12 protein-coding genes are annotated in these 13,417 nt (G+C 55.9%); 4 read left to right on the top strand and 8 right to left on the bottom strand.

The genetic code is table 11. The features are described from left to right. The first annotated feature begins 6 nt into the window (after positions 1–6). From A1WC_RS05275 to cobT, 4 genes are read left to right on the top strand one after another with little or no spacing between them, the layout of a single operon-like run. Entirely contained in the window at positions 7–831 is an 825-nt protein-coding gene (locus A1WC_RS05275) for an energy-coupling factor ABC transporter ATP-binding protein (RefSeq protein WP_012540691.1), read from the top strand. Further along, the gene (locus A1WC_RS05280) at positions 828–2,351 is read left to right on the top strand and encodes a cobyric acid synthase (RefSeq protein ID WP_012540692.1); all 1,524 of its coding nucleotides are present in this window, start codon (positions 828–830) and stop codon (positions 2,349–2,351) included. The genes A1WC_RS05275 and A1WC_RS05280 overlap by 4 nt, the downstream gene beginning before the upstream one ends. Then, positions 2,345–2,890: a bifunctional adenosylcobinamide kinase/adenosylcobinamide-phosphate guanylyltransferase gene (gene cobU / locus A1WC_RS05285; protein ID WP_016161746.1), complete on the top strand. Its 546-nt coding sequence runs from the start codon at positions 2,345–2,347 to the stop codon at positions 2,888–2,890. The genes A1WC_RS05280 and cobU overlap by 7 nt, the downstream gene beginning before the upstream one ends. Positions 2,891–2,933: 43 nt before the next feature. Beyond that, on the top strand, positions 2,934–3,989 hold the full coding sequence (cobT, locus tag A1WC_RS05290; protein WP_016161745.1) for a nicotinate-nucleotide--dimethylbenzimidazole phosphoribosyltransferase: 1,056 nt from the start codon (positions 2,934–2,936) through the stop codon (positions 3,987–3,989). Positions 3,990–4,214: 225 nt separating this feature from the next. Here cobT and tssE read toward each other — a convergent pair whose 3' ends face one another. The 8 genes from tssE to A1WC_RS0125335 form a co-directional block, all read right to left on the bottom strand. Then, positions 4,215–4,640: a type VI secretion system baseplate subunit TssE gene (gene tssE, locus A1WC_RS05295; protein WP_016161744.1), complete on the bottom strand. Its 426-nt coding sequence runs from the start codon at positions 4,638–4,640 to the stop codon at positions 4,215–4,217. Between the two features lie 3 nt (positions 4,641–4,643). After that, a complete protein-coding gene (gene tssJ, locus A1WC_RS05300) occupies positions 4,644–5,177 on the bottom strand; it encodes a type VI secretion system lipoprotein TssJ (RefSeq protein ID WP_012540696.1) in 534 nt (177 codons plus the stop codon). Beyond that, a complete protein-coding gene (gene tssG / locus A1WC_RS05305; protein WP_012540697.1) occupies positions 5,158–6,240 on the bottom strand; it encodes a type VI secretion system baseplate subunit TssG in 1,083 nt (360 codons plus the stop codon). The genes tssJ and tssG overlap by 20 nt, the downstream gene beginning before the upstream one ends. Next, positions 6,204–7,964 carry a type VI secretion system baseplate subunit TssF gene (tssF, locus tag A1WC_RS05310; RefSeq protein ID WP_009485639.1) on the bottom strand — a complete coding sequence of 587 codons (1,761 nt, stop codon included), beginning with the start codon at positions 7,962–7,964 and terminating at the stop codon, positions 6,204–6,206. The genes tssG and tssF overlap by 37 nt, the downstream gene beginning before the upstream one ends. Positions 7,965–8,088: 124 nt before the next feature. Then, positions 8,089–11,424: an ImcF-related family protein gene (locus tag A1WC_RS05315; protein ID WP_016161743.1), complete on the bottom strand. Its 3,336-nt coding sequence runs from the start codon at positions 11,422–11,424 to the stop codon at positions 8,089–8,091. Then, positions 11,424–12,572, bottom strand: a complete 1,149-nt coding sequence (locus A1WC_RS05320) for a hypothetical protein (RefSeq protein WP_016161742.1) — start codon at positions 12,570–12,572, stop codon at positions 11,424–11,426. The genes A1WC_RS05315 and A1WC_RS05320 overlap by 1 nt, the downstream gene beginning before the upstream one ends. A gap of 1 nt (position 12,573) precedes the next feature. Then, complete coding sequence (locus tag A1WC_RS26645; protein WP_048268134.1) at positions 12,574–12,834, bottom strand: PAAR domain-containing protein; 261 nt, start codon at positions 12,832–12,834, stop codon at positions 12,574–12,576. Positions 12,835–13,010: 176 nt separating this feature from the next. Further along, a partial coding sequence (locus A1WC_RS0125335; RefSeq protein ID WP_016161741.1) for a T6SS immunity protein Tli4 family protein occupies positions 13,011–13,417 on the bottom strand: 407 nt, incomplete at its 5' end.

The following is a 13,417-nucleotide window of genomic DNA, read 5'->3' as shown; positions in this document are numbered from 1 at the left end:
ATAAGTATGCTTGCCACAACCGATCTCTGGTTTCGCTATCAGGATGAGCCGGTACTCAAAGGGCTGACGCTGGATTTTTCCCGCCACGCGGTGACCGGCCTGGTGGGGGCCAACGGCTGCGGAAAGTCGACGCTGTTTATGAACCTGAGCGGCCTGCTGCGCCCGCAGCAGGGGGCGGTGCTGTGGCAGGGAGAGGCGCTGAATTACAGCAAGCGCGGTCTGCTGGCGCTGCGCCAGCAGGTGGCGACGGTGTTTCAGGATCCGGATCAGCAAATCTTCTATACCGATATCGACAGCGATATCGCTTTTAGTCTGCGCAACCTCGGGGTGGCGGAAGAGGAGATCGCCCGCCGGGTGGATGAAGCGTTGACCCTCGTCGATGCCCAGGGGTTTCGCCAGCAGCCGATCCAGTGCCTCAGCCATGGGCAGAAAAAACGGGTGGCGATCGCCGGGGCGCTGGTGCTGCAGGCGCGCTACCTGCTGCTTGACGAGCCCACCGCGGGCCTCGATCCCCGGGGGCGGGCGCAGATGATCGCCATCATCCGGCGCATTGTCGGGCAGGGGCGGCGCGTGGTGATCTCCAGCCACGATATCGATCTGATCTATGAGGTGAGCGACGCCGTTTACGTTCTGCGTCACGGCGAAGTGCTGGCCGCGGGGGATCCCGGCGAGGTATTTGCCTGCGCGGCGATCATGGCCCAGGCGGGATTGACGCAGCCGTGGCTGGTGAAACTTCATAGCGAACTGGGATTGCCGCTGTGTAAAACCGAAGCGGAGTTTTTTCAGCGGATGCACAACAACGCGATAGGCGCGATAAAGGAGGCGTCATGACGCTGGCAGTGATGTTACAGGGCACGGCTTCCGACGTGGGGAAAAGCGTACTGGTGGCGGGACTGTGCCGCATTTTTCATCAGGACGGGCTGCGCACCGCGCCGTTTAAATCCCAGAATATGGCGCTGAACTCCGGTATTACGCCGGATGGCAAAGAGATGGGCCGGGCGCAGATTTTCCAGGCCGAAGCGGCAGGGATCGCGCCGGATGTCCGCATGAACCCGATTTTGCTCAAGCCCACCAGCGACCGTCAGGCGCAGGTGGTCCTGATGGGGCAGGTGGCGACCAGCATGGACGCGGTGAGCTATCACCAGTACAAGCCGCGCCTGCGCGAGCAGATCCTCGCGGTCTACCAGAGCCTGGCCGGAGAGTATGAGGCGCTGGTGCTGGAAGGGGCCGGCAGTCCGGCGGAGATTAACCTGCGCGACCGCGATATCGTCAATATGGGCATGGCCGAGATGGCGCAATGCCCGGTGATCCTGGTGGCCGATATCGACCGCGGCGGGGTGTTTGCCGCGATTTACGGCACGCTGGCGCTGCTGCAGCCTCAGGAGCGGGCGCGGGTGAAAGGGGTGATCATCAATAAATTCCGCGGCGATGTGGCGCTCCTGCGCTCGGGGATAGAGCAGATCGAGGCGTTGACCGGGGTGCCGGTGCTGGGCGTTATGCCGTGGCTTGACGTGGATCTCGAGGATGAGGACGGCGTCGCGCTGCAGGCCGGGAAATACCATCGCACCGACCGGCGCGACATCGACATCGCCGTGGTTCACCTGCCGCATATCGCCAATTTTACCGACTTTAACGCCCTGGCGGCGCAGCCAGACGTCCGGGTGCGCTATGTCCGCGACCCGCAGGCGCTGGCCGACGCCGACCTGGTCATTCTCCCGGGCAGTAAAAATACCCTCGGCGATCTGTGCTGGCTGCGCGAGAGCGGCATGGCGCATGCAGTCGAGCAGGCCCGGCAGCGCAAGGTGCCGCTGCTGGGGATCTGCGGCGGCTATCAGATGCTCGGCGAAACCATTATCGATGAGGTGGAGTCTGGCCTTGGCACCCAGCCCGGACTGGGGGTGTTGAAGACCGTGACCCACTTCGCCCAGCACAAAACCACCACCCAGGTGCAGGCGACCCTGGGAACTAACCTCCCGGAATGGTTAGCCGACGCGGCAGGTCTGCATGTCAGTGGCTACGAAATTCATATGGGCGAGACGCGTCGCGAGGCCGGCAGCCCGCCGCTGCTGCAGCTGCATAAAGCGGGACAGTCAGTAGAGGACGGGGCGATAAGCGACGACGGCCTGGCGTTCGGCACCTATCTCCATGGCCTGTTCGATAGCGATGCCTTTACCCGGGCGCTGCTCAACGGCCTGCGCCAGCGCAAAGGGCTGGCGCCGCTGGATAGCGCCCTGGAGTATGCCCGCTATAAAACCCGGCAGTTTGATCGGCTGGCGGACGCCATGCGCGAACATATCGCCATCGATAAAATTTACGCCATCATGCGCCAACATCAGGAGCCCCTATGCTGACTCTGGTTACCGGCGGCGCGCGCAGCGGCAAAAGCCGTCATGCCGAGGCGCTGATTGCCGATGCGCCGCAGGTGTTATATATCGCCACCTCGCAAATCTTTGACGACGAGATGGCCGCAAGGATCCAGCACCATCGCGACGGCAGGCCCGCCCACTGGCGCACCGCCGAGCGCTGGCAGCAGCTTGATGAACTGATCACCCCGGATATCGCCCCAGCGGAGGCGATTCTGCTGGAGTGTATCACCACTATGGTCACCAACCTGCTGTTCGCGCTCGGCGGCGACAGCGACCCCGACGGCTGGGATTACGCCGCCATGGAGCGGGCTATTGATGACGAAATTGGTGTGCTGATTGCCGCCTGTCAGCGCTGCCCGGCGCACGTCGTGCTGGTGACCAACGAGGTGGGGATGGGCATTGTGCCGGAGAACCGCCTGGCGCGGCATTTTCGCGATATCGCCGGGCGGGTCAATCAGCGCCTGGCGGCCGCGGCGGATGCGGTCTGGCTGGTGGTCTCCGGCATCGGCGTCAAAATCAAATAACTCAATCGCTGGCTGACCGGGCCAGCCCTGGCAGGGATTCTGTATGCAAAATTTAAACACGGTTCTGCGGGCGATCCCCGCGCCGGACGCTGACGCCATGGTGCGGGCACAACACCATATCGACGGCTTGCTTAAGCCCCCCGGCAGCCTCGGCCGTCTGGAGGCGCTGGCGGTTCAGCTGGCGGGAATGCCCGGCCTGGGCGGCCAGCCGCAGGTGGCGAAAAAGGCGCTGCTGGTGATGTGCGCCGACCATGGGGTGTGGGACGAAGGGGTGGCGATTTCGCCGAAGGCGGTCACCGCCATCCAGGCGGCAAATATGACCCGCGGCACCACCGGCGTCTGCGTGCTCGCCGCCCAGGCCGGGGCGAAAGTGCATGTAATTGATGTCGGTATCGATAGCGAACCGCTCCCCGGCGTGGTGAATATGCGGGTGGCGCGGGGCTGCGGCAATATTGCCCGCGGTCCGGCGATGAGCCGTGAGCAGGGGCAGGAGCTGTTGCTGGAGGTGATGCGCTACACCCGCGCGCTGGCCCAGGAGGGGGTTACTCTGTTTGGTGTCGGCGAGCTGGGGATGGCCAATACCACGCCGGCGGCGGCGATCGTCAGCGTTCTGACCGGCAGCGATGCGCAGGAGGTGGTCGGGATTGGCGCCAATCTGCCGTTGGCGAAGGTTGGCAACAAGGTGGAGGTGGTGCGGCGGGCTATCGCCGTCAATCAGCCCGACCCGCAGGATGGCCTCGATGTGCTGAGCAAAGTCGGTGGTTTCGATCTGCTGGGGATGGCGGGGGTGATGCTGGGGGCGGCGGCCTGTGGGCTGCCGGTGGTGCTGGATGGCTTTCTTTCCTACGCCGCAGCGCTGGCGGCGTGCCAGATAGCGCCGGAGGTAAAACCGTATCTGATCCCGTCCCACTATTCGGCGGAGAAGGGGGCGCGTATCGCGCTGGCGCACCTGGGCCTCGAACCGTATCTCAATATGGGCATGCGTCTGGGAGAAGGCAGCGGCGCGGCGCTGGCGATGCCGATCGTCGAGGCAGCCTGCGCGATGTACCATCGCATGGGCATGCTGGCGGCAAGCAATATTATGTTACCTAAGGGGTAAGCAGGAGATGGGGGCGGCAACGGCTGTTCCCGTTTTCGGCAGAGGTTTGCCGGCGGCAGAAACAAAAAAACACCCTTGAGGGTGTTTCAGGTTGCTGGCAAAAAAGGAAAAAGCGTGGTTTTTCCTCCTTTGTGGTTATCAGCCGAAAATCAATAAATTGATTTTCCTTGTTACTTTTCTGGCGCAATCTGCAAGCTTCAATGAAGGTGCGCTACCTGACATAAGTCACATGCGCTCCTGCTGTTTGAGATGACGCAGCACAATCCGGCCTTCCGCAGAAAATATACCATCAAAGCGTATCCAGCCGGTATCGGGAAGTTGGGCATAAATAAGATAATTAAGGTGCCCCGGACGGGGCTGCGGCTGCAACTCCACGCGCAACTGGCTCAGGCGGGGTTCGTAGCGCAGTAACGTCTTTTCTATCTGGTGTATCAAACCATGAATACCCGCGGTCATTCCCTGATGAATCATGCTGAGGTCCGGCAAACCATAATCCGGTAAATGCGCCAGCGTTCCTGCCCGGCAGTTGATGATGCGCTGCATGTTGTCCATAACGGAGAGAATAAGCTGATCCCGCTCGCTGACCTGCTCCAGCGGCAGCTCACCACTGAAGCTGAAAGTCAGCATTTCAAATAAAGAAGATGCTGCCATCGGTTACTTATCCTGAAGGGGGAGCAGGCGGAGATCGCTTCTCATCAGCTCTATGGTGCGGGGCCTGTCAGCTTCCAGTTCATCCCTTTTGAGTACCAATCGCCAACTGTTGCTTTGTTCATCGGGGTGATAAAACTGACCAACGATGGCGACAAACTGGGTCTCTTTATCCAGAGGGACATTCAGGGAAACCGCACCCGCTGGCTTCATCCAGACGGTATGTTTGGCCAGTACATCTGATTTCAGCGTTTTTTCTTCCTGCATAAGCAACGTGTCATAGTTGGCCTCGTCAAAACGCTCACGTGTTTTCAGTTGCCAGACATGGATCATCGTGGAAAGCGGTGTGTCTTGCGCATCTGTATTCAGCGCGCTGCGCGATACAAAATCGAGATGCAGCGTTTTGATCTGCTTGTAGAAAATCGCCGATGCTACTTCTTTAGTGCCGTCAGTCACTCTCTGGGTCAGACCGCAGCCGCTCAGCAGCGTCGCGGCGGCAAGTACGCTGACAGCATGTCGTTTATAGGGTGTAAGAAACATGAGTAACACTCTCCCTGTTGCGGGTGGATGATGTGGGTATGAGTCCCTGATAACGCCCGAGACTGACCGTGACCGTACCAGCGACTGGGGCAGCAAAAGACGCCCGCAGCACGCCCGTTCGGCTTACCTGAACGCGCTGTTTTCCCAACTGTACCGGAGGCAGCAGACTGACGGGCAAAGTCAGTTGCAGGCGGGCCTGGTAGCGCCAGCCTAGATAGACACGCAACAGCACCAGCAGGTCGGTATGTAGTTGCCCGCCCGGCAGCCAGCCGCGTGCCTCTCCGTCGTCTTCGGTATATAGCTTCAGCAGTAACTGGCTGTTAACGTCAGTGCCGGTGTTGCCCAGCAGTGCCCGAGTTTTCAGGCAAATACGCGATCTTTTTGATAAACCCGCAGGTTCAGGCAGGACAATCTGTTGTGGATCGTGCGGGATAACTGTCGCTTTCGTCTGGGGGGCCAGTAATCTGACCAGCGCCGTTATGCCTTCTGCTGTACGCGTCGGCAGACGCATCACGCTGAGTAATGCAAGAAAACGCGAGACCGGCGTGGCGATATGATTTTCGCTGCCGGGAATGCCCAGACCAATCAACCCCAGCAGGCAGCGGGAAATATTATCCACGGCTCCCGGTTCAAACGACGTAGGGTAATTATATTTGCGCCAGATACGATAGTACTGAGTGATAAAGCGATGGTTAAAAATGTCCAGAAACGCCATCATCGCTTCATGGCCGTCCCGGCGCTGCGCGATGTAGTCGAGATAAGCTGTCGGCAGCGGTGAATCCACACCGTACAGCCCCAGAAACGTGGTGCGCACCGTGGGTGGCGCGTCAGGATGATCCAAATCTTGTTCGACGCTTTTTAGTTCGCTGACCGGAAACCCCATCCCCGGATGTGGACGAAAACGGACGGGATCGTCTGCCGGATTGGTTGTGCTCCCCAGCAGTGGCGTCTGTGGTTGGCTTTGTTCAAGAAGCTGGCAGAAACGGTAAAAGTTAATTCGGTTAATGTCCGGAGCAAGCCTTTCCGTCAGCCCGGTACGCGCTGGCTGTGGTGTTCTGTCCATTGCAAACATTTTCCTGTAGGTTGCAGAATCAGCGTCAACTGAGTAAATAAGTGGATGTCGGCATACAGGGCGAAAAAGCGGTGCAGCAGTTCGCCAAACAGGGTGATATCGCCTTCGCCGGCGAAACCGTTGCTGTCCAGCGTGACCTGAATATCCACGCCGCGCAGTAGAAAACCTTTTTCAAAACGCTGAATCAGGTGATGCTGAACGTCAACGATTGCCTCCAGACGGCGTCGGTTCATTTCGCTTTCCGTCCAGTCGTACAGCGCCAGCGTGCCGCGCAAGATTTCGGCGTTGTCCATCATTGACAGGAAGTTGGAGCCTAAGTGGCTGAGAACCCGCCAGTGGAAACGGTCACGCGCCGGGGGATAACAGGGCTGCGTCGGCGCGCACAGGTTGCGCACCCGCAGTGTATGCTGCGTGGCGTAGACGGGGGTGTCCAGCACCGTGCTCTGCAGCGCTTTACGCGGAAGCTGACCGTTGGTTCCGGTCAGACTCAGGGACAGGGTTTCGTCTTCCAGCAGGCGGTCGATATCGAATGCGTCGCCCCCAAGGATCAGCCAGGTATCATGCAAACCGGAAGGGCCGCGTTTTACCCGCGTATGGTAATAACGTTCCGGCGAATCGTGACGCAACATCCCGCCCCGGTGGCGAAAACTGGAAAAGGGCACATATGCCTGACTGCCGGTGTGTCGCGAAGAAATAATATTATCGACGGAGTAAATTTCCGTATGCCCGTCCTGAATACGCATGGGGCGCAGCAAGTATTCATTTTCCAGCGGAGAAAGATGCAGTGGATCGGCTTCCAGCGGGAACAGGTTGATCACCGGTACGCAGTGCAGGCGGATATTTTCGGTGCTGAACGGCAGATCGTGAGACCAGCTTTCCGCGAGCACCACGTCAATTTCGAATCCACTCATTCCTGCCGGCCAGACCACATTCTCCAGCCCGTTAAGGGCGACAAACATAAACTTCTCGCGGAAGGTGAAATACTCCAGCAGCAGTTGGTAGCCGCTGAAGGCCGATTCGCCTTTTGGCCAGAGCGGATCGTCCTTACCGAACCCCATCGGGGAAAAATAGCCGTCCAGTGTCCGACGTTCCTCCCCCGGCAGGCGAAACCAGATTTGCTGCACCCCCAGCGTCAGCGCCCGGTGTAATGCACAAGCCAGCGGACTGTCCGCATTGAGATAGAGCGGCAGTCTCGATAAATCAATCTGTGACCCGTCGCCAGCCAGCGGACTGCACTCAAAGCGCAGACGGATAACCGAGCGTCCATCCTGTTCGTACTGTAACGACACCTCTGGTAAAGCCAGCGGAAGCAGGGTGATATCCCGCGTGGCGCTGTAGCAGCAACGTGTCCGGTGTTCGCCGACGGGCCTCGAGAGCACCTGAAAATCACTCAGTGTTTCGCTCTGCTTCATTTGCCGATGATCGGTTAACAGTTCCACCACCGACAGCGACGGGATTGTACGCAGATAATGAGGCCACAGGAGGCTCACCAGCCCCTCAGTCAGTTCAGGTAGATCGTCATCCAGTTTTTCCCGCAGGCGGCCCATCAGGAAGGCGAAACCTTCGAAGAGACGTTCGACATAAGGGTCGCGCGCGCCGGGCTTATCGAGATTGAGCATAGCGGCGCGATCAGGATACGCTTGTGCAAACTCTTTACCCGCTTCACGCAGGTAGCGCATTTCGGCTTCGTAATAGCGTTGGGTTAAATCATCCATAATGAGCATTTCCTTAATAGCCGGTGATGATAATGGCCTGTCGTGGAGGCTTTCCCTGTCAGGCATATGGCGGCTTCTGGTTGCAGGGGCCTTTACCCGCCAGCGGGTTTACAGTTGCAGTCAGTCACTCATCCTCTCCATATTCCCTCCTGTCCGCCGCCCCTTTCTCTGTCAGGAATAGCTGCCCTGGCAGGCGGAAGTTTTTCAGCGTCAGAAGCGCCAACGGGCCTTTGCCCTGCTCGACGCGCATCAGGTAATGCAGCGGCAGACCGTCCGGCGCTTGCCACTGCAGCTTAAAGCTGCTGCTGTCCAGCTGTGTGACCTGCGCCTGTTCCAGCAGACGAATAAAACTCCAGCTTCCCCGGAAGTCGGCCAGAATACGTTCCATATTCTGCGTACTGGTCCAGCTCAGCGATGCGCCGGGCTGCCACTGCTCATGCGGCCAGCTGAAACGCTGCCAGCGTTCTTTCTGGTTGAAATATTCCAGTTGCTGGCCGTCAATCACCAGATGCGTTTTCATCACGTCACGTGCCGGTTTTGCCATCAGTTCAAAATGTACCCCGGCATCGCCGCTGGCAAAGGCTGTGTCGGCCACATCGCGCAGGCGATTCAGGGCGCGTAAAAACGCCGGGTTGATCGCCAGTCCCTGCGTGTTCATGGTGTCAGCCACCCAGTACCGGCCTTCGCGTTTCAACATTCCGGTGAGGTTGGTGGCAATAAACTGATTTATCCGCCCGTCGTCACGCAGGTACTGCGCCAGCAGGGGAAGTGAGGCGTCATTCGCTGTGTCTTTGAACGGGTAGCGCCCGGCAAAATCCTGCTCCCAGAGGTTGACAATAGCGCGCTGCCACTGCCGGTTAAGGCTATCCGCTGCGGGCGTCAGCACCTGTCGCCATGCCTGCTCCACCGGGCTAACAAACAACGACTGGCCAAAACCACTCCATTCTTCACCCAGACTGGCGGCTATCAGACGGCCATAATCGCGGGTATCGGTAAGATCGACCGTTTTCCCCTGAAATACGGTCTGCGCCAGCTGCTGGGTCATCTCCTGCGGGTCGGGGGCGTTAATCACCTGTTGTAGCTTGAGGCGCACACGGGTGACGCGGGTCAGCCAGGTTTGCAGGCTGAGCTGAGTATCACCCCGCCCTCCGGTTGTATCCCCGATCAGTCGCAGCAGCGGGGCAAACGTTTTGTCCATTGGTCCCGCCGGTGTTTCATCTTTACGGACGACATGCGACGTATTTTCCTTGCCGTTAAACAGTGCTTTTGCCGACTTTACCAATGAATCCGACAGGCCTGCGCTTTCCCTTCCGGTTGCCGCCTGCCATGCCACGGTATCCGTGAGCGCAATCAGCGGCGACTGGCGGGCATCAGCCATCAGCGTTAACTGGTCAAGCACGCCGGAAAGCGAGTCCTCTTTTTTCCAGCGAATACTGTTGAGGAAGGCCTGCCAGCTACCGGCGAAATCGGTGAAGTAGCGTGTGGTCAGGCGGGCGCGCAGCACCTCAGGCGAGATATCGGCGGATGCGTCCTGCCGACGGTCACTGAGCACCCAGTCGATTTCCTCGCGCCGGGCGGTGACCACTTGTTCTATTGCCTCTTTTACCTGTCCTTCCCATGCCTGACGGGTAAATATTCCCGGTACGGTCTGTTCGGTACTGAAAAGCGGGTCTGCCAGCGTGTCGCCGGTCATGTCTGCCAGCGTGATATCGGCATAGTTACGGGAGACCTGTTTCAGGACGTTCTGGTAGAGAGTGTTTTCCGCATTGCGAGCCCCAATCTGGCGCAGCAGTATTTTGCGTACCGCGCCGGTCAGTTCCGGCTGCGGGGCGATTTTCCACTGTGGATGCTCCGGCAGATTAGCCATCCAGAAGGTCAGCAGCGATGGCAGCACGCTTTGCCGGGTACCTTCCGGTACAGCTGCATAGCGCAGATGCTCTGCCATCAGCGTGGTGCTGAAAAAGGCGGCGTCAGATTTTTCCGGGCGGGACATCATCAGCAGCGCCTTAAGCTGTTTATAACGCCGTTCTCCCGTTGCGGTGCGTTGCGGACTGTTCGGCGGCAGGGCGACAAAGGCGTTCAATTGTTGCTGCAGATACGCGGCTGCGACATCGCGCACCAGCCGGTTTGCTGCCTGGGCATAACCAGGAAAGGCGGCGCTGAGCAGATGCGCGTTACGTTCAAGACCGAAACGCTGATACCACGGCGCACCGTGGCGAATACGGTACTGCAGACGCTCGAGTTGGCTCTGTAAGGTATGCAGTGCGGCCAGTTGTTCTGAAAGCGGCAGGCGGATATCACGCGCCCGCGTCGCCTGTATCCCGGTTTCCTGAATCAGGGCACGATTGGCGAAAAAGGAGGTCATCATTCCGGCCACCCATACCGCCAGCACACAGGCGCAGATCGCTAACATAGTGCGCCACCACGGAAAACCCACTCTGCGCCCCCGCGCATTATCGCCAGTCACGCCCAACCATACCGGCGATGGCAACCATGCGTGGATCGCGGCCTCTGGCGCGGGGGTAAGCGGAGGGCTGAACATCAGACCACGCAGTTGCAGGCAAGAAAACGCGCCACCGGCAAGGAGCGGTTTTAGCGCCGTCTTCCATTTAACAATACCGCCTTCAGCGAGCTGATGGGCAAGCCGTAACAGGAAATCGTGGTGGTCGTTATTCAGTAACTGCTGTACTCCCTGTGCGGTCAACTGCAGTGTCCGCGCTTCCAGCAGCGACGCCAGTTGTTCCGGCACGCAGCGTTCAGGCAACAGGCAACCGACGCTTTGTAGCGTACGCCCAGCCTGATAACCACCGTCATCACAAACTTGCCACAGATATAACGGGGCCTGAAAACCGAGCAATTTTCCGCAGGTAGCCAGCTCACGCCAACCTTTATCCAGTTGCGCCGTCTGGCAACATTGTTTTTCCGTCAGCGGCCAGATAATGCCGTCCAGCGGACGGAAATGGCGCAGTCTTTTCAGGGATGTCAAAAGTGTCGTATCCGGGGCTGCCGACGCGGAGCCTCCGTATATTAACACTGTGTACTCGCCTTCCTGCCAGCGCTGCGCCGTTAATCCTGGTGCAATCGCTTCCACCTGCGTCGATTCACCCATCACCAATAGCAGGCGGACTTTATGTCGCCAGAGCAGGCCATAGCGGGACCGAAGTTTTGATTTAAGAAGGATGTAAAAATCATCAGATAGTCGCTTTTCATTTTTGGCCGGCACTTCAGGCCGATAAATCGTCTGCTCTTTCTTTTGTTTCCTGAGCCACCAGAATGGTGAACACACCAGTCCGAATAACAGGATTGCAAATATCCCTCCCCATAGTGACCACGCCTGTTGGGCGGATACTCCTCTCCTTGCCAACAAATCCTGATTAATGAAAATCAATAAGGCACAAATTCCTGCCAGTCCTATAATAAGAAGAAGATAGCCCCAGAAACCATAGCGCGCAGTATGCATTATTTTTCCTCACGCTCAAAATAGTGGCCTGGTGTAATTAAGCAAAGCCACTTTGTTTCAATTTTTTGTGATTTTTGACAAATAACCAACTGTTCTTTGCTCGTTTTCCTGGTGGCTTCAGTTAATATCGCCAGGGATAATGGAAATGCTAACTCACTTCCTGGGCCAAAAGAATGGTCAATCATGTGCAACGGCTGTCTCCTTGGCAGTTCCCATTCGTATTGGTTAGCATACTGCATAATGTTTTCTATTAGTTCATTGTTAATATTAGAAACCCAGATGTGTTGTAACTTGTTTTTATTTAATTGATTGTATTCAACTAGTGTATTTAAATTCGATTCCAGCCCCTCGGGTTCTAATGTCATGGTTCGACCTATACCAGCGATAACGGGGATGGCATGTCGTTTTGCAAATGAACAAGAAGAAATTAACTGACCAGAAACTAATTCACTGTGTTTGCCAGAGGCATCTCCTGACCAGCGTTGTAGGCAAATGACTAAAACCAAACCGTCGAAATTTTCATTATCATAGAATGACTCAATGCATTCAATGGAGTTGACTGTCTCTGGAACCAGATCCCACTGCGAGAGAACCGCTTGCTCTATTGTTTTACACTCTTTGTTTTTAGACTGTAATATATAAATTGTCTGCAAATAGTTGCGATAACCTGGATACTGATGCTCCAGGTTTTGATGGATGTTACTCGTTATTGCAGTGAGAGTGTTGCGCAATGGAAAAGAGAGAGGTCTCGCTTTTTGTGGATATGCAGGAATATCCTTAAGTGGTCCCAGTAATGAATCTATTCCTTCGCCATCTGGAGTGTAAATAATATTGCCAACTACTGCTAATTGTTTTTGACTCCATTTCCGCCAGTGTTCTTTTATTTGCTCTTTTTCAGTGTTCCACGCCAGGCAGGAGGCAACGGATTGTTCATATTTATTAATCACAACGCCCATGATGCATAACCAGAGGAATAATGCTGGTAATATGCCATATATCAATACGTCACCATATGTGACAAGATTAAAGGAAAATAGCCCGCACAGTCCACCTATGGTTAACATGGGAATTAACAATATAATCCAACGTCTGTAATTTGGTTTAGGAAGAGGGCTTCTTTCCGGTACTACTGGTATCATCCATCCCATATTATGACTCTATACTGTTTTCCGATTGGGAGCTTATGACACGGCATCCACATGCGCACTGGCAATTATTCACGACGATGTTTTTACCTTGTTCCATCGCTGTCGAATCACCTTCCTGTATAGGATTAACCCCGTGTTTAGGACAGGAAACTAAATCTCCTACCAATGCAACCTGTACGCCGTTAATAAACATGGTTGAAGATGCGGTTATGACCTTACCTCCATGAGTAGTAGCATCACCTAAACAAACAAGTCCTGACATATTTTCTATCCTGTTGAGCGGTTGGTAAAAGAAATTATAATGCGTTATAAAAGGGCTGGGTGTGAAGATATGGCTATAATATTCAACGTGTTCATTACTGTGGTAGACAGTATTGTAATATTGCGCTGATGTATTTTAATTTTCAAAAAAACAGACGCTTGCTAAGCATGTTATTGTCATTGCCACTGGCTGGGGTAATATTTAATTGTTTCGGTTATATTTCCCCACAGCGCTACCAGTTCGTTCTCGGTTAATACATCTCCAGGGTTTAGGAAATCAATTCGGTAAGACATTTTCAGATCAAGTGGTTTGCTGCCATTAATTTTATTTTCATGGATAGTTAGATAAAAAATATAACTTAGCGATGGGTCTGCGTCATTAACTACAAGTTTTTTAATCCACCACTCTGAAATCTCAAGGCCGTTGACCTTACGTTTGCCTTTGTACAGGGTTTTTCCGTGTTCTGTTTCCACCACCCGGGCGTCTTTATCCAGCAGCGGTGTACCGATATAACTGTCGTTGTCTGTTTTTAGTGCAACGAACACTTTTTTACCGTTTTTATAGCTTACGGAGGTTTCATACT

This window comes from Klebsiella sp. KTE92 (genome assembly GCF_000398905.1).
In the GTDB taxonomy this organism is placed as follows: Bacteria; Pseudomonadota; Gammaproteobacteria; order Enterobacterales; family Enterobacteriaceae; genus Klebsiella; species Klebsiella variicola.
This window is presented reverse-complemented; position numbering and strand designations above follow the sequence as displayed.